The 20,250-nt window shown below is 63.6% G+C and carries 21 protein-coding genes; 2 read left to right on the plus strand and 19 right to left on the minus strand.

Annotated elements, in window-relative coordinates; genetic code table 11:
- Positions 1–67 precede the first annotated feature (67 nt).
- From gcvA to hemA, 11 genes are all read right to left on the minus strand, one after another.
- On the minus strand, positions 68–982 hold the full coding sequence (gcvA, locus tag ACFW0B_RS15515; protein WP_449149602.1) for a transcriptional regulator GcvA: 915 nt from the start codon (positions 980–982) through the stop codon (positions 68–70).
- A 312-nt stretch (positions 983–1,294) separates the two neighbouring features.
- Positions 1,295–2,665: a transposase gene (locus ACFW0B_RS15520; RefSeq protein ID WP_449149604.1), complete on the minus strand. Its 1,371-nt coding sequence runs from the start codon at positions 2,663–2,665 to the stop codon at positions 1,295–1,297.
- Positions 2,666–2,832: 167 nt separating this feature from the next.
- Entirely contained in the window at positions 2,833–3,534 is a 702-nt protein-coding gene (locus ACFW0B_RS15525; RefSeq protein ID WP_449149606.1) for an RES family NAD+ phosphorylase, read from the minus strand.
- Entirely contained in the window at positions 3,528–3,935 is a 408-nt protein-coding gene (locus tag ACFW0B_RS15530) for an antitoxin Xre-like helix-turn-helix domain-containing protein (protein WP_036991916.1), read from the minus strand. Before ACFW0B_RS15530 ends, ACFW0B_RS15525 begins: the two co-directional genes overlap by 7 nt.
- Before the next feature lie 85 nt (positions 3,936–4,020).
- On the minus strand, positions 4,021–4,287 hold the full coding sequence (locus tag ACFW0B_RS15535; RefSeq protein ID WP_036991904.1) for a hypothetical protein: 267 nt from the start codon (positions 4,285–4,287) through the stop codon (positions 4,021–4,023).
- Positions 4,287–5,213, minus strand: a complete 927-nt coding sequence (locus tag ACFW0B_RS15540; protein ID WP_449149608.1) for a LysR family transcriptional regulator — start codon at positions 5,211–5,213, stop codon at positions 4,287–4,289. The genes ACFW0B_RS15535 and ACFW0B_RS15540 overlap by 1 nt, the downstream gene beginning before the upstream one ends.
- 19 nt (positions 5,214–5,232) lie before the next feature.
- Positions 5,233–6,432 carry an MFS transporter gene (locus ACFW0B_RS15545; protein WP_449149610.1) on the minus strand — a complete coding sequence of 400 codons (1,200 nt, stop codon included), beginning with the start codon at positions 6,430–6,432 and terminating at the stop codon, positions 5,233–5,235.
- 88 nt (positions 6,433–6,520) lie between these two features.
- Positions 6,521–8,374, minus strand: a complete 1,854-nt coding sequence (gene asnB, locus ACFW0B_RS15550; protein ID WP_449149612.1) for an asparagine synthase (glutamine-hydrolyzing) — start codon at positions 8,372–8,374, stop codon at positions 6,521–6,523.
- Positions 8,375–8,397: 23 nt separating this feature from the next.
- Entirely contained in the window at positions 8,398–9,468 is a 1,071-nt protein-coding gene (locus tag ACFW0B_RS15555) for a Gfo/Idh/MocA family oxidoreductase (RefSeq protein WP_449149614.1), read from the minus strand.
- Entirely contained in the window at positions 9,465–9,968 is a 504-nt protein-coding gene (locus tag ACFW0B_RS15560) for a GNAT family N-acetyltransferase (RefSeq protein ID WP_449149616.1), read from the minus strand. Before ACFW0B_RS15560 ends, ACFW0B_RS15555 begins: the two co-directional genes overlap by 4 nt.
- Position 9,969: 1 nt before the next feature.
- Positions 9,970–11,202 carry a 5-aminolevulinate synthase gene (gene hemA / locus ACFW0B_RS15565; protein WP_449149618.1) on the minus strand — a complete coding sequence of 411 codons (1,233 nt, stop codon included), beginning with the start codon at positions 11,200–11,202 and terminating at the stop codon, positions 9,970–9,972.
- Positions 11,203–11,358: 156 nt separating this feature from the next.
- On the opposite strand from hemA, the gene ACFW0B_RS15570 reads away from it, so the two are divergent.
- The gene (locus ACFW0B_RS15570; protein WP_036991901.1) at positions 11,359–12,213 is read left to right on the plus strand and encodes a helix-turn-helix transcriptional regulator; all 855 of its coding nucleotides are present in this window, start codon (positions 11,359–11,361) and stop codon (positions 12,211–12,213) included.
- Positions 12,214–12,225: 12 nt separating this feature from the next.
- On the opposite strand, the gene ACFW0B_RS15575 is transcribed toward ACFW0B_RS15570, so the two are convergent.
- From ACFW0B_RS15575 to ACFW0B_RS15605, 7 genes are all read right to left on the minus strand, one after another.
- A complete protein-coding gene (locus tag ACFW0B_RS15575; RefSeq protein WP_449149621.1) occupies positions 12,226–14,175 on the minus strand; it encodes a DUF3363 domain-containing protein in 1,950 nt (649 codons plus the stop codon).
- A gap of 349 nt (positions 14,176–14,524) precedes the next feature.
- Entirely contained in the window at positions 14,525–15,049 is a 525-nt protein-coding gene (locus tag ACFW0B_RS15580; RefSeq protein ID WP_449149623.1) for a S26 family signal peptidase, read from the minus strand.
- On the minus strand, positions 15,046–15,288 hold the full coding sequence (locus tag ACFW0B_RS15585) for a hypothetical protein (protein WP_268132595.1): 243 nt from the start codon (positions 15,286–15,288) through the stop codon (positions 15,046–15,048). The genes ACFW0B_RS15580 and ACFW0B_RS15585 overlap by 4 nt, the downstream gene beginning before the upstream one ends.
- Positions 15,285–15,923 carry a ParA family partition ATPase gene (parA, locus tag ACFW0B_RS15590; protein ID WP_280284108.1) on the minus strand — a complete coding sequence of 213 codons (639 nt, stop codon included), beginning with the start codon at positions 15,921–15,923 and terminating at the stop codon, positions 15,285–15,287. The genes ACFW0B_RS15585 and parA overlap by 4 nt, the downstream gene beginning before the upstream one ends.
- 244 nt (positions 15,924–16,167) lie before the next feature.
- Positions 16,168–16,995, minus strand: a complete 828-nt coding sequence (locus ACFW0B_RS15595; protein ID WP_449149626.1) for a replication initiator protein A — start codon at positions 16,993–16,995, stop codon at positions 16,168–16,170.
- Positions 16,996–17,006: 11 nt separating this feature from the next.
- A complete protein-coding gene (locus ACFW0B_RS15600) occupies positions 17,007–17,288 on the minus strand; it encodes a helix-turn-helix transcriptional regulator (RefSeq protein WP_459251714.1) in 282 nt (93 codons plus the stop codon).
- A 601-nt stretch (positions 17,289–17,889) separates the two neighbouring features.
- Positions 17,890–18,402, minus strand: a complete 513-nt coding sequence (locus tag ACFW0B_RS15605; protein ID WP_449149630.1) for an antirestriction protein ArdA — start codon at positions 18,400–18,402, stop codon at positions 17,890–17,892.
- A 402-nt stretch (positions 18,403–18,804) separates the two neighbouring features.
- Here ACFW0B_RS15605 and ACFW0B_RS15610 point away from each other — a divergent pair, with 402 nt between their 5' ends.
- The gene (locus ACFW0B_RS15610; protein ID WP_449149632.1) at positions 18,805–19,608 is read left to right on the plus strand and encodes an NYN domain-containing protein; all 804 of its coding nucleotides are present in this window, start codon (positions 18,805–18,807) and stop codon (positions 19,606–19,608) included.
- A gap of 38 nt (positions 19,609–19,646) precedes the next feature.
- Here the strand turns inward: ACFW0B_RS15610 and radC are convergent, their stop codons facing one another.
- Entirely contained in the window at positions 19,647–20,153 is a 507-nt protein-coding gene (gene radC, locus ACFW0B_RS15615; protein ID WP_449149634.1) for a RadC family protein, read from the minus strand.
- Positions 20,154–20,250 lie beyond the last annotated feature (97 nt).

Here is a 20,250-nt window from a genome sequence, read left to right on the forward strand (position 1 = left end):
CAAAAAAAAATGGCCCTAACGGGTCATTTTTTTTATGGATGTCGAGCGGAGCTTATTGCAATCAGTGTCAAGAATTCGCGGAGTCGGCTTCTGCGCGGAAGGCCAGTGCCTCACTAGTCAACCATTCGGCAAACGCAGCGACATCAGGATTGATAACGCTGTGTGGGGTGTGCACGAGATAGAAAGCCTCCTGTGTGGTGACGGTGCTGGCCAGTGGAGCGATGAGGCGACCACCTTGCAACAGGTGGTGCACGAGTGATGAACGGGCCAAGGCCACGCCTTGGCCCAACTCCGCCACCTCAAGCGCGGAAATCAGCGTGTCGAACTGCAATCCCTGGGAGGAGTCAACGCTGTCCGCGCGGTTCTTCTTGAGCCAATAGCCCCAACCTTCTTCATAACCCAGCACATGCAATAGTTCGTGGCGGGCCAGATCCAGCGGGCGACTCAAGGGCCTTTCGGCCGTTGGGAGACTGGGAGAGCACACCGGCTGAAGGGTATCCCAGGTGAGTCGCTCGGACTTCATTCCCGGCCAGCGCCCTTGCCCGTAGCGAATCTCCAGATCCGAATCCGAAGCGGAGTCGTCTACCCAGATATTGCTGTCGATTCGGATATTCACGTGAGGATGTAGAGCACGAAATCGCGGCAATCGCATCGCTAACCAATGCGTGAAGAAAACCAGGCTGGTTCGCAGGACCAATACACGTCGATGTCCTTGTCCAAAAATCTCATCAGTTGCCGCAGCCAAACGCTCCACCGACTCACGTACGACGGGAAAGTAAGACATTCCCGCTTCCGTGAGCTCCAGACCGCGCGGCAAACGCCTAAACAGGGCTGTGCCTAGCTGCGACTCCAAAGCCTTGAGCTGCTGGCTGATTGCGGCTTGGGTGAGGTTCAGCTCCTGAGCTGCATGGGTGAAGTTAAGGTGGCGGGCTGACGCTTCAAACGCGCGGAGCCAGTTCAATGGAGGTAAGCGCTTTTTCATGTGCTGCTCGCAAGATTCAAATACCTCAGATGGTAAATGGCCGGAGCACACAACGAAATCAGCGTGGAACACTCCGATGCGGTCCCGATTGGAATGAATCGCCCCTGGTTTTCTAGTCCTCTGTAGACGCTCACGACAGGCAGCTATTGGCCGATTCTGTTGAAAAAGGCGGTTCTGCGGCAGCCAGCCGGCCAACTGTGCCCGCTTTCGAAGTGGCTGCAAGCCACTTCAGGTTGCCTTTCGGCGTTTCACTGAGCTTACGGGCTCAGGTTTGAGGGTTAATTCGAGGGTTTCTGCTCGCCGCAGACGTACCTATCCCGTGAGCGGTGGCCCTTGAGGCAAAAGCTTGGCCATGCGGCGCAGGTTCTGCACGGTCGCCGCCAAGGTGAATTCGTCAGTGGCACCTGTCAGGCCGCGCAGCCGCAAACGGTCGAGTTTCATGATCCATTTGAGGTGAGCGAAGAGCATCTCCACCTTCTTTCGTTCGCAGCGAGAGACGAGGTATTCCGGTGTCTTCGCGATGCGTCGAGCCACGTCGCGGGCCGCTTCATGGATGCTGCGGACGATCTTCCGATTCGGCGTGTTGGGGCAGCATTTCGCTTTCAGCGGGCAGGTGGCACAGTCGGTTTGGCTGGAGCGATAGATGATGGTGTTGGCCTTGGTCACCCGCGAGCGCTGCTGGGTGAAAGCACGCCATTCACTGCGTAGCGGTTTGCCAGATGGGCAGCGGTATTCATTGGCCTCCTGATTCCAGTGAAAGTCATTGCTGGAGAGGCTGTCGTCTTTGCGCTCGGTCTTGTCCCACACTGGCACATGCGGCTCGATGTCCTTCTCTTCGACCATCCAGGCCAGCATAGGAGCCGTGCCATAGGCGGTATCGCCGATGAGGCGTTCCGGCGTGAGGTCGAACTGCGCTTCGACACGATCCACCATTGTCCTGGTTGAATCGACTTCGGCGGTCCGATGCGCCGGGGTGGCTTCCACATCCAGGATCACGCCGTGCGCGGTGTCGATCAGGTAGTTCGTGGAGTAGGCAAAGTAGGCCGGACCGCCTGACGCGGCGGTCCACCGGGCCTGCGGATCGGTGAGCGAAATCTTCTTGGGCAGGGCTTCGGCCAGCGCTTCCTCATCGAGGGCTTCGAGGTACTCGCGCACGGCGCGGGTGCTAAGCGTTGGATCGCGCCAGTCGACCTCATCTCCCGCCACCCCGCGTTGCCGGCTGGCATCCGCCTTGATGATACTGGCGTCGACGGCGAAGCCTTCACCCTTCACCAGGCCGGCTGCCATGCAGCGTCGCAGCACCTCATTGAACAACCAGCGGAACAGGTCGCTGTCACGGAAGCGGCCGTGGCGATTCTTCGAGAAGGTCGAGTGATTGGGCACTTCGTCTTCCAGTCCCAGTCGGCAGAACCAACGATAGGCCAGGTTCAGGTGCACCTCTTCGCACAACCGCCGCTCGGAGCGAATGCCGTAGCAGTAACCGACCACCAGCATGCGCACCATCAACTCCGGATCGATCGAGGGGCGCCCGATGGGGCTGTAGAAATCTGCCAGGTGGGCACGCAGATCGCTGAGGTCCAGGCACTGGTCGATGCTGCGTAGGAGGTGTTGGGGCGGGACGTGGTCTTCCAGATTGAATGAGTAGAACAGGCGTGCCTGCCCTCCCGGTAACTGTCCCATCATGCTGCCTGCCCCCACGCTAGCTGAGCGTGCGATTTTGCCGGCGGCATCGGGTGGTAGCTACTTTTTCAACAGAATCGGCCGACTTCTGCCTATTGCAAATAGCACTTCGTGATCATCGGCGAGTCTGCAGTCATGGTCGAGGGCAAACTTACCTTCTGCGCCCGTAGCTATCCGGCTGGCAACGTCGTGATCTGATTTACGCTGATGATTTGTCCGCTCCAGATCATCTCAAAATGCGCTGTCTGGATGATTGAGGTAACCGATCGTGGGGTCATCAGTGCCCAGCAGACCCTCCCTGGGAAGCGAACCGAGTTGTAGCGAAGGCCTGTGCCCCCGGTTCGTTTAACCTCGGTGCCCAAGATATGGGAGTACGCGTAATCGTCAGGCGCATAGATTGGGTCTGAAAGCGGCACCGCCGTAGCGTCCCTCACCCCGGCATCGCTGAAGCTGGCGGTGAGCCCCCTGAAGACAAAGCGCTCGTAGTTCAGATCCGGCACATTCGACCAGTAGCGCTCCTGATGATGACGCACCTCGGCAATCGCCGTTTCCATTCTGTCGGCCAGGTAAAGCACGCCGAAGCTTCCGTCGCTGAAGCGCGAGCCGGCAGGGTTTACATGGGTGAAGGGTGCTGTCGCATACGAGCACCCAGGAATGCCGAAAGGAATCTGCTCGCGAGGGATCAGTTCCAGGCGACCAATCTCGTTTTGCAGCCGTGGATTGGTCAGCGCCTGGATTTGATAGAGGGCTTCGAAGTCCCCTGCGTCGGCGACATCATCGAACAGGGCGATGGGCGGGAACTTGGAGTTGACCAAACGGCAGGCCTGCAGGCTCTCACCTTCCAGCTCAGGAAGGTCGCTGAGCCTTACCATTGCGCGCCTCGCAGGGCATCAATCCGCCGGAACGTCTCGTACAGCGAGATCATGTCACCCTGCGCCATGATCTCGAGCGGCGTACGCCCATTGAAGAACTCATTGCGGTTCTCCATCGAGGGGAAGCCATAGACGTTCTCTGGGTTGTCGAACACTAACCGCAGGACCGCGTGAATATTCAGCACAAGGCTGATGCGCTGCATCTGGTCGGCGTCGAGGCTCACTGCCCAGGCCGAATCCTTCTGGCTGGCACGGGTATAGGTGCTGCGGGAGATCCGCAGCACGCGGCAAGCCTGCTCGCAGGAGGCCTTCCACTTGTCCAGGATATTCAATGCTGCACGCAGTCCGGCGGTGCATTGGCTCTTCGAAAAGTCTTGGGCTTGGATTGCTGCTGCCGTCATGGGGAGCCCCTTGATGTTATCTGCAGAGACAAATTTAGCATATTTGAATCTGTAGATCAGTGTGGCGGCCGCACCGACGCCTTGGCTAGCGTCCATCTTCGGTGCCCGAGTGGAAGAACTTGACCGGGTACGGAGTGTAAGGCGTGCCTTTGCCCATAAAGCGTATTCGCGCCGCCTCGGCCACGGCATTGCATTGAGCGTTACCCAGCTTGTCCCAGTCCGCCCTGCACTGACGTTGTAGCTCCTCCAGCCTTTCAGGCTTTTCAGCAAGCACTTCAGCCGATTCAAACGGCATTGGCTTTTCGCATGCACCCAACACCAATGTGGCCAGCAACAACGACATCTTCTTCATCAAGCGATCTCCTTCTGTGAGCTGTGATCAGGCAGCAACGCCTGGTTTGTTTCCGGACTCACCCTCCCGATAAACCGCGCCAACTGCTCGGCCGGTTCACCGTGTCGCCGTATCAGGTAGGTGGTCAGCATCGCGGGACAGCCGGCCAGCGGCCGTGCCACGACGTCCGGATTGTTGAGTTCGGTGATGCGCGCCAGGCTGGAGAATCCCAGCCCGTAACCTGCCGCCACCAGCGCCATCATTAGGTCCAGGGTGGGGACACGGTCGGCGATGGTCAGGCGCGTATCCACGGCGCCCAGCACACGCTGCAATTGCTGCCAGAACCCTTCGCAGACCTTCGGATCGCAGAGCACCAGCGGGTAGCGCACGACCTCCTCGAGTGGCACGCGTCGATAGCTCAGCAGGGGATGACGGGTCGGCACTGCCACCACCAGCGGATCGAACCAGACCGGCTCGGCCATCAGCCCATCACCGACCTCATCCGACTGAGCCAGGCCAATATCGAACAGGTCGTCATTCAAACCTCGGACCTGTTCGCTGAAGGTGACGTCCGACAGGCAGATCTCGACCTCCGGCTCTTCCTCGCGACATTGGGCGAGCAGGGCGGCCAGGCGTGCCTGCGGGATGCCGTCCGACAGGGCCACGCGGATGCGTCCGCGATACCCAGCCGCTGCGCTCTTCACGCTGGCCTTGGCCTGGTCGACGACCGCCAGCACGCGGCGGGCTTCCTCCAGCAACACCTTGCCCGCCCAGGTCAGGCGCGTGCGGCGCGTCGTGCGCTCGAACAGCTGGACGCCCAGGCGATACTCCAGTTCCTTGATGATCCTGGAGAGGGGCGACTGTTCGATGTGCAGGCGTGCGGCCGCGCGCGCAAAGTGCAGCTCTTCTGCAACGGCGATGAAACAGCGAAGGTGGCGCAGTTCCACAGCCCTTCCTCCTTCTGGTTCAGTTGTAGGGTTCGGCTTGAACCTTGCAGGTCCAGCGCGGTTGGCGACGCAGGTTGACGATCTGCAGCAGGGCGCCCAGCGCAGCGACACCGCCGGCACAGGCGGCCAGGGTCCAGGTGGGCATCTGCAACAGCAGCACGAAACCACCAGCTGCAGCACCGATGGCACTGCCCAGGTAGAGCGCCGACTCGTTCAGGGCGATGGCGAGGTTGCCGTCGCCCTGGGCCTGGCGCGCCAGGATCAGCTCGTTGTTCTGTGGCACTTGCAGGGCCCAGCCAACGGCGCCCCAGACAGCGATGGGCAGCATCACCAGCCAGGTGCTGAACGCGGCCGACAGCGGCAGCGCAAACAGCGAAACGGCGAGGATCAGCATGATGGCGAAGGTCAGCACCGGGCCCTTGATGCGATCCACTACCGGGCCAATCAGGAAGCTACCCAGCACACCACCGATGCCCCAGACCCAGAGATAGGGCGTCACCGAACGCACCGCGCCATAGGCCGGGTCAGCCAGCAGCGGGGCGATGAAGGTGTACATGCCGAGACTGGCGATGGCGGCGAGCAGGGACACCAGCAGGATCACCAGCACATGACCGTCGCCGAGGATCGCCAGCTTCTGTCCCAAGGTGGTGGCGGTGGCCGCCGGCAATGCCGGGAGCTTGAGCAGCAGGCCGAAGAACGCCACCAGACCGAGCACCGCGACCAGCCACAGGGCCGCTTGCCAGCCCATCTGCTCGGCGATCAGCAGGCTGAGCGGCACGCCCAGCACCACGCCGCTGGCCATGCCGCCCATGATGATGGCGATGGCCTTGCCGCGGCGCTCCGGCGCCGATACGGCGGCCGAGGCACCAATGCCCATGGCCAGGTAGACGCCAGCGCCAATGCCGGCGATCGCGCGCCAAACCATCAGCGTGGTAAAGCTCTCGGCCAGCGCACTGGCCGCGTTGGCGATGACGAACAGGCCCAGGGCCAGCAGCAGGCCGGCGCGCTGGCGATGGGCCGGGGTCAGGGCGACGAAGATCGGCGACCCCAGCCCATAGGCCAGGGTGAAGGCGGTGACCAACTGGGCGGCCACCGCGACGGACACCACGAAGGAGGCCTCGATCATCGGGATCAGGCCGGCGGTGACATAGGAGGCCATGCCGAGGGCGAAGGCCCCCAGCGCTATCAAGTAGATGGGGGATTGGTTGGGTGTGTGCATGCTCAGGCTCGCTTGCGCTCCATTGGAGTTGCGTGGGTGGATGAACCGAGGGATGCAGCCCCGAACCGGGGCCGCATCCGGTTGGGGACTAGAGTTCGAGGCTGACGTCGTATTCGCCCAGCCAGGTGTTGAGGCCGACCACCAGCTCCATGCCCATGCGCTCGTACATGGGCGAGACGCTGCCAAGCGGCCTGGCCAGGGTTTGCTGGATGCGGTCGTTGTCGAGCAGCGGCATCACCGGTGCGTTGCGATCGGCCTGGATGGCGGCCAGGGCGTCACGCAGTGCGTGCTCGTAGGCCGGATCCTGGGTGGACGGGTAGGGGCTCTTGACCCGTTCGCTGATCGACGCCGGCAGCAGGTCGCGGGTCGCCGCGCGCAGGATGCTTTTCTCCCGACCGTCGAAAGCCTTCATTGCCCAGGGGATGTTGAAGGCGTACTCCACCAGGCGGTGGTCGCAGAAGGGCACCCGTACCTCGAGACCCACGGCCATGCTCATGCGGTCCTTGCGATCCAGCAGGGTCTGCACGAAGCGCGTCAGGTTGACGTAGCTCATTTGCCGCATGCGCCGGTCCACCGCACTTTCGCCCGGCAGTACCGGCGCCTCGGCGATGGCCTGGGCGTAGCTGTCGTGCAGGAATCCCTGCATATCCAGTTGAGCCAGCAGGCCCGGGTCGAACAGGGGCTTGCCGTCGAAGTACTTGCCGGTGACAGAGGTCAGCCAGGGGAAGGTGTCGGCCTGGATCGCCTCAGGGTCGTGGAACCAGCGGTAGCCACCGAACACCTCGTCCGCGCTCTCGCCGGACAGCGCCACCGTTGAGTGCTTGCGCACCTCCTGGAACAGGCGATAGAGCGATGGCCACATGTCGCCCCAGAAGGCCGGTGGCAGGTCGAGGGCTCGGACGATCTGCGCGCGCAACACCGGATCAGCCAGCTCGCGGCTGTCGAGAACGATCTCCTGGTGGCTGGAGCGGATCTTCTCCACCAGGTCGCGGACGAAGGGCGCATCCGGGGTGCCGCGTACCGCATCGCCGGTGAAGCCCCTGCCGTGGTCGACGAAGTCGACGGAGAAGGAGCGGATATTCTCCTTGCCGGCGGCCAGCAGCTTCTTCGAGGCCAGTGCGGTGATGATCGAGGAGTCGAGGCCACCGGAGAGCAGGCTGCACAGCGGCACTTCGGCGACGATCTGGCGGTCGACGATGTCCTCCAGCAGGTCGCGGGTATGGCGGATGGTTTCGTCCAGCGAGTGGGTGTGCTCGCGCGCCTCCAGCTTCCAGTAGTGGCGGCGGAAGAGGCCTTGCCGATTGATCCGCAAGATCTCGCCCGGCATCACCTCGCGCATGCCGGCGAATACGGCATGGCCGGGCGTCTTCACCATCTCCAGGATCTCGCGCAAGCCATCGGCGCGCACCTTGCGTGGCACCAGCGGATTGGCCAGCAGCGCCTTGGGCTCGGAGCCGAACACCACGCCGTCCGAGGTGGGGTAGTAGTACAGCGGCTTGACGCCCATGCGGTCGCGGATCAGCAACAGCTCCCGCGAGCGCAGGTCCCAGATCGCGAAGGCATACATGCCATTGAGGCGCTCGACGAAGCCCTCGCCCCATTCCACATAGGCACGCAGCACCACCTCGGTGTCACTGCGGGTTTCGAAGTGGTGCCCGCGCCGTTGCAGTTCGGTACGCAGTTCGCGGAAGTTGTAGACCTCGCCGCTGTAGGTGATGGCGGCGACCTCACGCAGACCGCCATGCATGGCCGTCATTGGCTGACGACCGCCTTCGAGGTCGATGATCGACAGCCGGCGATGGCCCAGCCCGACCGGCCCGTCGATCCACAGCCCGCCGGCATCGGGACCGCGCAGGGCCATGGTGTCGGTCATGCGCTGCAGGGTGTCACGTTGCGCGTCCATGTTCTGGCTGTAGGACAGCCATCCAGCGATTCCACACATAGTCTTCTCCTTGTGAACCTGGGTTATCCGAGGCTTTCCAGGTCGCTGTCCTCGGCCAGCAGCACGCGCGTCTCGCCATGGACGTAGTGTGCTGGCGCCGGGGTTTGGGCTCGGGTGTCGAGTTCGTTGAGCAGGCATTGCAGGGCCATGGCCGTATCCAGGCCCGCGAATGGCTCGCGTGGCGCTTCCTTGAGTGCGACTGCACGTACCGCCTGCCGGCACAGCCGTGACAGCTTGTGCAGGGTTTCCAGCCCCGGTATGTCGGGGGTCGTCGCGAACTCGTGCAGCAGTTCCTCGGCACCGTTGGCCCCGCGCGTCCAGACCCTCAGTTGGTCGTGGTCCCAGCGCGGAGTGTCGAACACCAGGCGCGCATGGATCAGTCGGGCGTCGCGGTCAACGAAACTGAAGTCCACCGTGCGCTGGCGGACGATGTTGACGAAGCTGCTGTAGCCGGTGACCGGCGCATCACCCAGGCTGGCGGTGAGCTGCACGGTGTCGAGCACGGCTTCGCCGGAGATCGAGAAGTCCGAGCGCACACCGAGTACGCCATGCAGCTTGAGTTGGCCCGCACGGGGATAGATCCAGCCGACGAGATCCAGGGCATGGATCACCTCGCTGGTTACGCCACAGGTGGGGCGGTAGTCGTTGATGCGATCCTTGCCCCAATGGAAATTGGCGCGCACCAGTTGCCAATCATGCCGCTCGACCCACTCACGCAGTTGCCGGGTGGCCTCCGAGTAGCGTTCCACCAGGTCCAGCGCGAAACCGCTGACGTACTTCAGCGCAGCTGAGAGCTCGGCCAGTTCGTCTTGCGGAGTGACCAGGGGCTTCTCGCAGATCACGAAGCCCCGATAGCCGGCCAGTTGCCTGAGCACGGTCGCATGGCTGTGGTCGTTGACGCTGACGACGACGATGTCTGGGGTGAACTGCTCCAGCGCCCGGCCGACGCTGTCGAAGTAGGGCAGCTCGGTGGACCGCTGCCGGCGGCCGACATAGGCCAACGACAGCGGCATACCCGTGCTGGTGGCGATGTGTTCGAAGGTGCGGCGGTAACGATTGCCGGCGTAGCCCAGGCCGATGATCAGGATCTTCATGCCGAGGCCTCCTGGCGAATCAGCAGGCGCTCGTCGCTGACCGTGAATCCCAGGGCCTGGTACACGGTGCCGGCGGATTCGGTGCTTTGCAGGACCACGTGGTCGACGCCGCGGTTGGCGAACCAGCGCAGCAGGTGCTGCATCAGCTGGCGGGCGATACCGCGATTACGCCATTGCGGCTCCACCACCACCGACTGCACCCAGCCGGACAGGCCGTTAAGACAGCCCGGTGCCGGCGCACGCTGGTCGATGATGGCCGTCGCGCAACCCAGCACCTGGCCGGATTCCTTGTGCTCGGCGGCGAGGATCTGCACGCAGTCGCTCTTGTCCAGGCGGCTGCCCAGCCAACTGCGATAGGCCGTCCGCCAGCTCGCCGCTTCCTCCGGCGTCTTGCTCGAATAGCGGGCGGTGGTGCCATCCAGCAGGTAGGCGCGCAGCTCAACCAGGCTGTCCAGGTCAGCCAGCGTCGCCGCGCGCACGGTGAAGAAGACGTGCTCCATCTCAAGCCACCTCCGCGCTGAATGCCTGGGAGGCCAGCGGAATCGAGAAGTGCTCGAAGGTCTCGCGCAGCGACGACGCCAGATGCTCGATCTGCGCATCGCTGTGGTTCGGCGTGGCGTTGACCCGGAAACGTTCGGTGCCCACCGGCACCGACGGGTAGTTGATCGGCTGCAGGTACACCCGGTGGGTATGCAGCAAGCGTTGGGCAGCGGCCTTGCAGCGATTCACCTCACCCACCAGCACCGGCAGCACGTGCGTCTGCGAACAGGGCATGACTGGAACGTCGTAATGCCTGAGACGTTCGCGTAACTTGGCCGTCTGCGCATGCAGGCGATCGCGTTCGCCGCTGCTGGCTTTCAGGTGCTCGACGCTGGCCAGGCAGCCGGCGGTGACGGCTGGGGGCAGCGAGGTGGTGAAGATGAAGCCGGTGGCAAAGGAACGCACTGCGTCGACGATCACCTGGGTCGAGGCGATGTAGCCGCCGATCACGCCGATGGCCTTGGCCATGGTGCCCTGGATGATGTCCACCTCATCGGCCAGGCCAAGCTCGGCGGCAATGCCCGCGCCGCGTGGGCCGTACATGCCCACGGCATGGACCTCGTCGAGGTAGGTGAGGGCGTTGTAGCGCTTGGCGACCGTGACGATCTCGGCGATGGGCGCAATGTCGCCATCCATGGAGTAGACCGACTCGAACACCACGATCTTGGGGTGGTCCAGCGGATAGCCAGCGAGGATCCGCTCCAGGTGCTCGACGTCGTTGTGACGGAAGATCTGCCGCGGGTTGGGTGTCGAGCGGATGCCGTTGACGATCGACGCGTGGTTGAGTTCGTCGCTGATCACCACGCAGTCGGGGAGGCGCCTCAGCAGGCACTGGATGGTCGCGTCGTTGGAACCGAAGCCGGTGGGGAACACCAACGCCGCTTCCTTGCCGTGCCAGTCGGCCAGGCTGGCCTCCAGGCGGGCATACACTTCGTGCGAGCCGCCGATATTGCGCGAACCGCCCGAGCCGGCGCCGTAGGTTTCCAGCGCTTCGTGCATCCGTTGCCGAACGACCGGGTGCTGCGACATGCCGAGGTAATCATTGCTGCACCAGACGACCACTGGCTCCTGGTCGTGGCCTTCCAGTCTGGCCAGGGGGTACTGGCCGCAGATGCGGCTGAGGGTGGTGAAGGTGCGGTACTGGTTGGAGGACTTCAATGTCTCCAGTTGTTCGCGAAGAAGTGCTTGGTACATCCCTTTGTCTCCTTAGCAAATTGATGACACGTCGATGTGTGCTTCCTCATCAAGCAAGTGCCCTGGCACGCGCGTTTGCGGCAGGGCCGGGGTATTCTTCTCGCGATTTATGGGGGTTACAATTTGACTGTTTATGCTGTTACTGGAGGTAATCGGATGAGCGCACCTCGCACACTCGAACGCACTCGGGCAGAGCTGGCCGAGTTCCTGCGTAGTCGCCGCGAACGCATTTCGCCGGAAGAGGTGGGATTGCCCGCTGGCAGCCGAAGGCGCACACCGGGCCTGCGTCGCGAGGAGGTCGCCGCGTTGGCGGGGGTGGGGTTGTCCTGGTACACCTGGCTGGAACAAGGGCGGGACATCAGCGTGTCCGCGACCTTTCTCGATAACCTCTCGCGGACGCTCAAGCTGGATGCCACCGAGCGCCGTCACCTGTTCCTGCTGGCCCATCAGCGCCTGCCGCCGGAGCCCGGACGCACCTGGTGCGTGGTCCCGCCGCTGATCCATCGTTTGATGGCGGACATCCCGATGCGCCCGGCCTATGTGCTCAACCTGCGTTGGGATGTGCTGGCCTGGAATGCCGCCGCGGACCGGGTCTTCGGTTTCTCCGCACTGCCGGCGGATCGCCGCAACCTGTTGTGGATGCTGTTCACCAGCCCCGCCATGCGCGTGTTGTTCAACCCCTGGGAGGAGCAGGCGTTGCAGATCCTCTCCAGCTTTCGGCGCGACTTCGTACGGGCTACCCAGGACCCGGAGATTGCCGCCTTGGTGAAGGACCTGGAGAAGGCCTCGCCCGACTTCAAGGCCGGATGGCGCCAGCAGGACATCCATGGTCCCTGCCAGGGCATTCGTCACCTGCATATCGAGCCGATCGGCCCGATGGTGTTCGAACACACCACGCTGACCATCGACGAGGATCGCCACCTGCGCCTAGTCTACTACGCAGCCAAGGAGGGCCAGCCGGAGAGCCGCTCCTTCGAGCAATGGCTGCAGCAGGAGCCGACGCTGGCTTAGCGTGGCGGTCGCTCAGTCAATCGCCGGACCACGATGACGCCCCAATTGCCAGGACACGCTGTTGCCCCGGACCACGGCAGAGAGGTGCTGCCCAAGCCGGGGCTCGATTACCGGCTTCCAGGGCACCAGGCTGAAGCCCACGCCATCATCGAGCATCGCGAAGCGCCCGCTGGCCAGTTGCACGGCACGCCGATAGATCCCGCTGACACGCTCACCGTCAGCGGTTGGACGGTACTGCAGGCATGTCTGTGCTGCGATCTCCTGGGCTGTAACCGATAGCTCGCGCTCACGCAGGGTGCCCAGCAGGTTGCGAGCGAGCACGACGCGCTGCCCCTGGCGTTCGGCCAGGCCCTGTTCCACCAGGACATCAGCACGTTGTCTGAGCGCTTCGCGGACCTGCCGGCCGAAACCAGTATCTGCCAGCCCCTGATTGCCCCCAATCAACTGCTGATCCAGCCAGGTTGCACCGATGGCACGGACCTGCCGTTCCACCGAGAGCGGTGTGCGCAACTCGATGACCAGATCGCCACGGCGCTGGGTGTCATGCTGCCGGCCCCGTTCCGGCAAGTCGGCGGGGACCCGCCAGACGCCGTCCTCCAACCGCTCCACGATACCGGCGCGACGCAGGGCTTCCAGGCGGCGTACATGGCGTTCGACCTGAGCCTCGGGAGGCTCCTGCTGGCCGCTCCGGGACGTGGCCAGGATGAGGTGATGGTCGGTGCGATATACGCCGTCTACGGCCAGCGCAACAAGCGAGCGATCCACCGCACGAGGCTCGCTCATCGTGCGCGCCTCCACAACGGCGCCGATGGGGTAGTCGGCCAGCTCCGAGCCGGCCGGCAGCGCCAGGTAATGGGCCTTGCCGTCGAGTCCATCCACCACCAGGTAGCCGCGGTCGCGCAGTTCATCAGCCAGCCCCTTGGCCACTACCCGGCCGACCACAGCTGGGCTGCCGCCACCTGGCTCAAAGACCGCCAGGTCCCGCTGCATACCACCCATGGCGCGTTGCAGGGTGCGCAGGATATCGCCGCGCTCACCCAAGGCGCGCAACGTTGCCTCGGTGTCGTCGCGCATGACCCATTGCCCGGGCTGACTTTCGCGAGCCAGGCCCTGCCGCTGAAGGTGTTGCAGGCGACCGATCAGCAGCTGTCGACGTGGATGGTGGGCAAGGGTTTTCACGTGCAGCACGCCTGCCTCGCGTTCGCGCAGGAGGGTGCGGTCCAGGCTGGTCCAGCGTTCCTGTTGCACCTCGCGCTGCAGGCTGCGCTGGATCTCCAGTTCGGTGCGTGGGCCGAGCCACTCGGTGGCCAGTTCCGCAGCGCGATTACGCATGCCCTCGGCGATGTAGTCGCGGGCAATGACCAGGTCCTTGCCGGTGTCGTCCTTGCCCCGCAGGACGATGTGCGTGTGTGGGTTATCGGTGTTCCAGTGATCGACTGCCACCCAGTCGAGACGCGTGCCCAGGTCGGCCTCCATCCGGCTCATCAGGTGGCGGGTGTAGGTCCGCAGGTCATCCAGTTGCTCGGCATCCTCGGGCGAGACGATGAAGCGGAACTGGTGTCGGTCTTCCCGGCCGCGCGCCTCGAAGGCTTCCACGTCGGCCTGGTCGCTCAGCGGGCCGTAGGCCTTGCCCGGCTCCCCCTCACGACTCACGCCGTCGCGCTCGATGTAGCGCAAGTGGCTGTGGGTCGAGCGCTTGCCGGCCTGACGCAGGTTCACCAGGCGCGTCTTGATGGTGACCCGACGGGCGTTGGCTGATTGCTGCTGCCTGCTGAAACGTGCGGCGACATGGCCGCGACCGAGCCGTGCGCCGGGCTGCTGGCCAGCTTTGCGCGGCTTGCCGATGCCCGCCTTGTTGGACTGGCGCAGCACCTGGTTGACGAAGGCTTGGCCGCGTTGCTGCTGCTTGCCCGGCTGCGGGCGAAAGCGCGATTCGTCGTCGGGATGGCCTCCCTTGCTCATGTTCGGACTCCTCCAGGTTGATCGCAGTACGGCGTATCAGGCACGCTTTCTAGCCGGTGCTTCTGCAGGGAAAACACGATTTCGGCACCTGGCGACACCGGCGCGGTGTCGCCGCCAACCCCCGTGCAGACTGCTTTCCGGGCCAGCGAAGTGCCGCCCCCTTTTATCTTGCCCTCCGCTTTTTCCCGGCCTTGGTGCTCCTGGAGTCAGTGATCAGGTAGGACAGACCGGGCCTCAGCGCAGGCCTGAACGGGCAGGCGAGGGCATGAGCAACCGCACAATGGCGGCGCTCGACTGCGCACCCCGAGCACACACCATCTGCGGTCGGGTCGACATGGGAACGACCCGCTCATCGACGCGACTCCATCCACAACGGCTGCGCCCGACCGATCACCGTGCTGGCCGGGACGGGCCCGAAGTAGCGGCTGTCGAACGACTCCGGGTTGGTGCTGAGCAGGAACAGCTCATCGCCCGCCAGGCGCTGACACCCGTGCCAGGCGGGTAGCGCGCGCCCCTGTCGATCCCACCTCAAGCGCCTGGCTACAAGGACGCCATCGATGCGCACCTGATTGCCCTGCACGCACACCTGCTGCGGTGCCCTGGCCGCCACGGTTTTCAGTAGCGGCACGTTCGCCGGCAGGTAGCCCCGTCGTGCCGCCAGGCTCATGACCCCGGGCGGCAGGTGGAGCAGCACCAGGTTGCCAACTGAAATCGAGCGGGCAGGCTCGATGCGGTACCAACCGATGGGCACGCTGTCGGACGCGTTGTAGACGAGCAGTGGCGGCGTCGTCGCGCACGCTGCCCATCCCAGGAGGATCAGGCTGCCAGCAGCCAGTGCCAGTGGCCGCCACGCACCGCGAGTACCCGCTGTCATGGCGTGACCTCCGGAAACTGCTGCTCCAGCACCTCGCGCAGCATCTCCGCCATGGTCACGCCGCGGTCGAAGGCCGCCCGCTTGATGCGCGTGCGCAGCGCCGGCGTCACGTCCAGCGTCAGCCGTGCCGTATAGCGCTCGACCTTGCCGTGGTCGATGGCTGCTCCTTGGCGTATCCAGGCCTCGGCCAGTGGATCGGCCAGCGGGCGTGCACCGATACCGATGCGCTTGCTGCTCATGGCGACCACCTCAACAACTCATCCACCAGGCTGCTGACCTCGCGTGCGGCGGCGCTGTCCGGCGCCAGTTCGCGTGCCAGGCGACCGGCTGCCACGCTCTCGGCGAAGACGATGCGCTGGCGCACCTCGGCCTGCAGGGCGGGCAGTGGCTGGTCGGCCAGGGCGCCGCGGGCTTCCCGGCCAATTACCGTGGTACTGATGCGTCGGTTGATGGCGAATGCCGCTCGCAGGGTAGGGCGGAACACCTGCGCCTCGCGGATCAGGTTGACCATCTCGGCGCTCGCCCAGAGGTCATAGGGACTGGGCTGCACCGGGATCAACACACGATCGGCCGCCAGCAGCGCCGAGCGGGCGAGGGCGGCGATGCGGGGAGGGCCGTCGATGATCACATGGTCGGCGCGTCGGGCCAGCTCCGGGGCTTCCTGGTGCAGCGTCTCGCGTGCCAGGCCAACCGCGCTGAATAGCCTGGGCAAACCCTGCTGGCTGCGTCGCTGAGTCCAGTCCAGGGCGGAGCCTTGTGGGTCGGCATCGAGCAGGATCACGTTCAGCCCGCGCAGGGCCAGTTCGCCGGCGATGTGGGTGGCCAGGGTGGTCTTGCCGACCCCGCCTTTTTGGTTGAGCAGGGCGATGATCATGGCCGGATCTCCCCAGCCAAGAAGCCCTGATCAACGCCTGTCCACAGATGAGCGCTGGCCCAATAACAAGTTAGAGCTCTTAAGTTAGTAAAGTTAAGGGAGGCTGGAGGCCCCGCCAGCCGTGGCTTGCAGAGCAGTTTGTGCGCCTGATAGCACGATAGTCGTGCGCCTGATAGCACGAGCCCGGTTGCGCCTGATAGCACGAGTGAATTCACAGCTTTTCCGCAGGTTATCCCCGTGCCGTCTACGGCACGGGCCGAAAGGCGAGCAACTCGATCGAAGGCGGCATCCGGACGATGTCCAGGTGGTACCCCGGTAGCGATTGGCGAGTGACCAGGGTGCGCAGGTCCTTGGCGAAGTCCGAATAGCGCGCGGTACTCCCCGACTTGCGGTACAGGTGGCGAAAGTCGAACTGCCAGCCGTCCTCCTGTTTGCCGCCGTGCTTGCGCACCAGGCGGTACAGCCAGCGTTCGATGCCGCCGGTGAGGCGGAAGTAGGCCGGGTCGATGGTCAGCACCAGGGCCTGGTCGAGCACCCCGCTGTAGAACCAGTCCGGCAGGATCAGCTCGATGCCCAGCGGCCGACAATCGGGAGCGGCCAACTCCTTCCACTCGTTGATCCAGGAAAAGCGATGCAGGCGCCGGCCGGTGGTCTCGCGGAGCGAGGTGGCGACGCTGGTCGATTGCAACCGATCCAGGGCCGCCTTGAGGCGCTGGTAGTCGCGCAGCGACGTCCCGCGGCCGATGAAGCGCAGGATCTGGTAGGGCGTCGCGCGCATCAGCCGCGAGGTCGGAATGCCCGCATCGCGTGCCTCGACGATCTGGCTGGCCGCCCAGATCAGGATGTCGGCATCCCAGATCGTGGCAATGCCGTGCTCTAGCGTGCCCTCCACACGCACCGTCACGCCGCCGGAGCGGAAATCGATCGGGACGGTACGCCGCGACTTGGCCAGCGAGAAAAACGGATGCGCCATCAGGTCCTGGGCATCGCGCGGCGCCAAGTCGCCCGGCAGGGCGCGGAACAGATCCAGTTGCTCGCTCTGTGCCGGTTGATCGAGCACGCCACGATTCATGGGCAAGGGCTTCACTGGTCATCACGCGCAGCTCCCGGGTGGCGGTCGAGGTACTCGGGATCGAAGGTGGTCTCGAAACTGCGCTCACTGGCCCAGGCTTCGAGATCGGTCAGGGCATACATCACCCGGCGACCGAACTTGTGAAAGCGCGGCCCGCCGCCGATCACCCGCTGCTTCTCCAGCGTGCGTGGAGAAAGCCGCAGGAAGGCCGCTGCCTCGTTGTTGGTGAGGTAGCGAGGGGGAGGGGAGACTTGTGAGGATTGCGCCTCAGCAGGCCCAGTTGTGGGCCTCATTGCGTGTGTCGTTGGCCCGGCTTTGCGGTGCAGCGGGGAGTCCAGGTCGATGCGGCGCCGGTGATGAGTGAGATCGGGTGAGTACGACATGCTGTGTCCTCCGTTGATGTGGGAGGTGCACCGTGCGGCAGCGGTCGCGCTCGATCATGCCGGGTTGGGTCCGGGCGAATGTGAAGGCGAGAGACGCGCGAATTGATACCCGAACGGTCTTGGCGCTGACCAGGCACGCCCATCCATCCAGGCGGGCGACGCTCGGCGATAAACAGGCAGGCAAGGATTCGAGCGCGCAGCATTACGGATCTGCGGATCTACGGCATTCTGCAAAACCTGAAAACCGCATTGGCGGATTTCCGTAAATCCGTAAAAGCGTAAATCCGTTTCCCCACAGATCCGTAAAACCGTGGGTACGGATCTACGGATTTGAGCAAAAACGTAAGACCACAACGGTCTCAATCAGCAGGTGGCATAACGCGTTGCTCCAGGCTGGTCGCTGGGTGCGCGCGCCCGGGCATCAGCCTGCCGGGGTGGGGCGCGCGGGTGGCCGACAGGACAGGGGCGCAAAAAAACAAGGCACCGGGTCGCCCCGGTGCCTTCCGCTGGTCTAGCGATTCCAGAACACGTGCACCTGCTCGAAGCCGGTTTCCAGGGTGAACAGGTCGCCGCTGTACTCCATATCGCGGGCCATGGCCCGGTAGTCGATGTAGGGGGCCAGGTGCTGCGGAATGCTGGTGGTTTCCTCGGTCAGTTGCTGAGCGTAGTCGGCCAGCGAGGCATGGCAGCCGCAGTAGTCCTCCTCGGCGGCCTTGCGCGCCTGCTCCAGATCGTTGAAATGGGAGAGCAGGACGCCGCCAAAGTCGAGATACTCCTCAATGAAACAAGCGATCTCGTGGGCGGCTTGCAACCCTTCGTATTCGCTGAGGCGGTAGCCGTCGAAGCCCTCGAAGTCGTGGATGGCGTACTCCTCCGCGCCCTCCACCGGCGAGGCTGCCAGCATCGCATTGACCTTCGTCTGGATGTCGTCCATGTCCAGAGTCGCATCGATCCAGACACCGTGCAGATGACCGGCGTTGTAGGCGGCCAGGTCGGCAACGTAGATCCTGATTTGTTCGCTCATGGCTTTCGCTCCTTCGTCTTCAGAGTTCTGCGCTAGCGCTGCGCATGAACCCCTGCCGACTAGGGCGACTAAGGCGGTCGTGAAAAAATCAGGAAAAATCGCGGAGGCTCCACCCCGCGCAGCGGCCGAGTGGAAACCGTCTATTTTTCTTGATTTTGAGGGGGCAAGAACCCCTGCTCTGGGAGAGGAAATGCGTCACCACCTTGTGGTGTATGGCCACATCGATCCGATGCAGCTTGCCATTCGGCTCAATGGCAAGCTTGCTGCTCAAGAGATGTCTGGTTGTACCTACTACTCCCGCCATTGGGCATACTCAGTTGAGATGAGGATGGCCAGGAATGGCCTGGGTACTTCTCAACAATCACAAATCCTAGAAACGGATAGACAGCAAGAGGAGCAGGGATGGGCGTATTCACTCCCGCTGGAGAAACACGAGTCGCGGTCCTGGTTGATTGCGACAACGTCTCTCCCGAGATTCTGGAACACGCGCTGCGTGTCGTTGCGCAATTCGGGCGTGTGGTGCTTCGTAGGGGCTATGGCAACCACGGAACGCTGGCCAACAAATGGCAGGAGGCATTGGTGCGCTTGGCCTTCACGCCATGTCTTCAGTACCAGTATGCAGCGGGCAAGAATACGTCCGATATCGCATTGGCGCTGGATGCGCTGGAAGCGCTCTTCGATCATCGAGTCGACACATTCTGCCTGGTCACTAGCGACTCGGACTTTGCCTACCTCTGCCGCAAGCTTCGTGAACGGGGTGCCACGGTCTGCATCGTCGGAGAGTCCAAGACGCCCGCCGCGCTGCGCAATGCCAGCGACCAGTTCTTCGAGTGGAGCCGAGACGAACACGCCGAGGAAGTTGCTGAACAGAGCGAGAAACCTTCCGCCAAGCCGGACGCCAACCTGAAGATCGAACCTGCCAAGCCTGAGTCCGCCAAGCCTGCCGTCAAGCGCAGACCAAGGTTCGTTGTAGATGCAGTGTCCCTGCTCGCCGCCAGAACCAGCGAGGGCAAGGTCACCCTGAGTGCTCTGGGGCAATACCTGAAACGAACTGATCCTGCATTTTCACCCAGCGCATTCGGTCACTCAGGCCTGCTCGACATGATCAAGACCTACGACTTGCTGCAGCTCGTACAAGAAGACGGTGGCCACTGGAGCGTGAGCCTGGCCGCACTCGAAGAAGCCGTGCCCGAAGCCATCAACTGATTCGCATCTTGCAAAAAAGGGGGCCAGGCCCCCTTGGCTCAAATGAGCCCATGCTCCGCGAAGGACGCTGACCGGGTTCCAGCGATGATGATGTGATCCAACGTGCGCACGTCCACCAGGGCCAGTGCTTCCTTGATGCGCCGGGTAATCGACTTGTCTGCTTCGCTGGGCTCCGGATTACCGCTGGGGTGGTTGTGAGCGATGATCGCCGCGGCTGCATTCAGACGCAGAGCTTCCTTGACGACCTCACGTGGATACACCGCTGTGCTGTCGATGGTGCCCTGGAACAACTCGACGTACTGGATCAGTCGATGCTTGGCGTCCAGGAACAACACCGCGAACACCTCGCGCTCGTAGCCCGCCAACTTGGCGCGAAGGTAGTCCTTGACCACATCCGGCGACGTGAAGCTGGCACCACGCTGCAGCTTGCAATCGATGGCCTGGCGCGCGGCTTCTAGGATCTGATCGGCAGATGCCGGCAGATAGCATCCTTGGTCGTCACGCACGAGCAGGGTAGCGGCGCTAGCATGGACAGGTTGCGACATAGTCGTTCTCCGGTTACTCGGGCGGAATTGCCCGAACCCGGAGCAGCACGGCGCAGCGCAGCAGTCAGGGGGCGAAAGCCGGCCTGGCCGCAAGCGT

It is taken from the genome of Metapseudomonas phytobenefica, from assembly GCF_043392685.1.
Lineage (GTDB): Bacteria > Pseudomonadota > Gammaproteobacteria > Pseudomonadales > Pseudomonadaceae > Metapseudomonas.

What these genes read in the sequence shown, in the direction of transcription:
- asnB (WP_449149612.1), bottom strand. Translation starts at nt 8,374, where the DNA reads ATGTGTGGAATCGCTGGATGGCTGTCCTACAGCCAGAACATGGACGCG.
- ACFW0B_RS15595 (WP_449149626.1), bottom strand. Translation starts at nt 16,995, where the DNA reads ATGAATCGTGGCGTGCTCGATCAACCGGCACAGAGCGAGCAACTGGAT.
- parA (WP_280284108.1), bottom strand. Translation starts at nt 15,923, where the DNA reads ATGATCATCGCCCTGCTCAACCAAAAAGGCGGGGTCGGCAAGACCACC.
- ACFW0B_RS15580 (WP_449149623.1), bottom strand. Translation starts at nt 15,049, where the DNA reads ATGACAGCGGGTACTCGCGGTGCGTGGCGGCCACTGGCACTGGCTGCT.
- ACFW0B_RS15555 (WP_449149614.1), bottom strand. Translation starts at nt 9,468, where the DNA reads ATGAAGATCCTGATCATCGGCCTGGGCTACGCCGGCAATCGTTACCGC.
- ACFW0B_RS15610 (WP_449149632.1), top strand. Translation starts at nt 18,805, where the DNA reads ATGGGCGTATTCACTCCCGCTGGAGAAACACGAGTCGCGGTCCTGGTT.
- ACFW0B_RS15605 (WP_449149630.1), bottom strand. Translation starts at nt 18,402, where the DNA reads ATGAGCGAACAAATCAGGATCTACGTTGCCGACCTGGCCGCCTACAAC.
- ACFW0B_RS15560 (WP_449149616.1), bottom strand. Translation starts at nt 9,968, where the DNA reads ATGGAGCACGTCTTCTTCACCGTGCGCGCGGCGACGCTGGCTGACCTG.
- ACFW0B_RS15600 (WP_459251714.1), bottom strand. Translation starts at nt 17,288, where the DNA reads ATGAGGCCCACAACTGGGCCTGCTGAGGCGCAATCCTCACAAGTCTCC.
- hemA (WP_449149618.1), bottom strand. Translation starts at nt 11,202, where the DNA reads ATGTACCAAGCACTTCTTCGCGAACAACTGGAGACATTGAAGTCCTCC.
- radC (WP_449149634.1), bottom strand. Translation starts at nt 20,153, where the DNA reads ATGTCGCAACCTGTCCATGCTAGCGCCGCTACCCTGCTCGTGCGTGAC.
- ACFW0B_RS15530 (WP_036991916.1), bottom strand. Translation starts at nt 3,935, where the DNA reads ATGACGGCAGCAGCAATCCAAGCCCAAGACTTTTCGAAGAGCCAATGC.
- ACFW0B_RS15535 (WP_036991904.1), bottom strand. Translation starts at nt 4,287, where the DNA reads ATGAAGAAGATGTCGTTGTTGCTGGCCACATTGGTGTTGGGTGCATGC.
- ACFW0B_RS15575 (WP_449149621.1), bottom strand. Translation starts at nt 14,175, where the DNA reads ATGAGCAAGGGAGGCCATCCCGACGACGAATCGCGCTTTCGCCCGCAG.
- ACFW0B_RS15545 (WP_449149610.1), bottom strand. Translation starts at nt 6,432, where the DNA reads ATGCACACACCCAACCAATCCCCCATCTACTTGATAGCGCTGGGGGCC.
- gcvA (WP_449149602.1), bottom strand. Translation starts at nt 982, where the DNA reads ATGAAAAAGCGCTTACCTCCATTGAACTGGCTCCGCGCGTTTGAAGCG.
- ACFW0B_RS15585 (WP_268132595.1), bottom strand. Translation starts at nt 15,288, where the DNA reads ATGAGCAGCAAGCGCATCGGTATCGGTGCACGCCCGCTGGCCGATCCA.
- ACFW0B_RS15570 (WP_036991901.1), top strand. Translation starts at nt 11,359, where the DNA reads ATGAGCGCACCTCGCACACTCGAACGCACTCGGGCAGAGCTGGCCGAG.
- ACFW0B_RS15520 (WP_449149604.1), bottom strand. Translation starts at nt 2,665, where the DNA reads ATGATGGGACAGTTACCGGGAGGGCAGGCACGCCTGTTCTACTCATTC.
- ACFW0B_RS15525 (WP_449149606.1), bottom strand. Translation starts at nt 3,534, where the DNA reads ATGGTAAGGCTCAGCGACCTTCCTGAGCTGGAAGGTGAGAGCCTGCAG.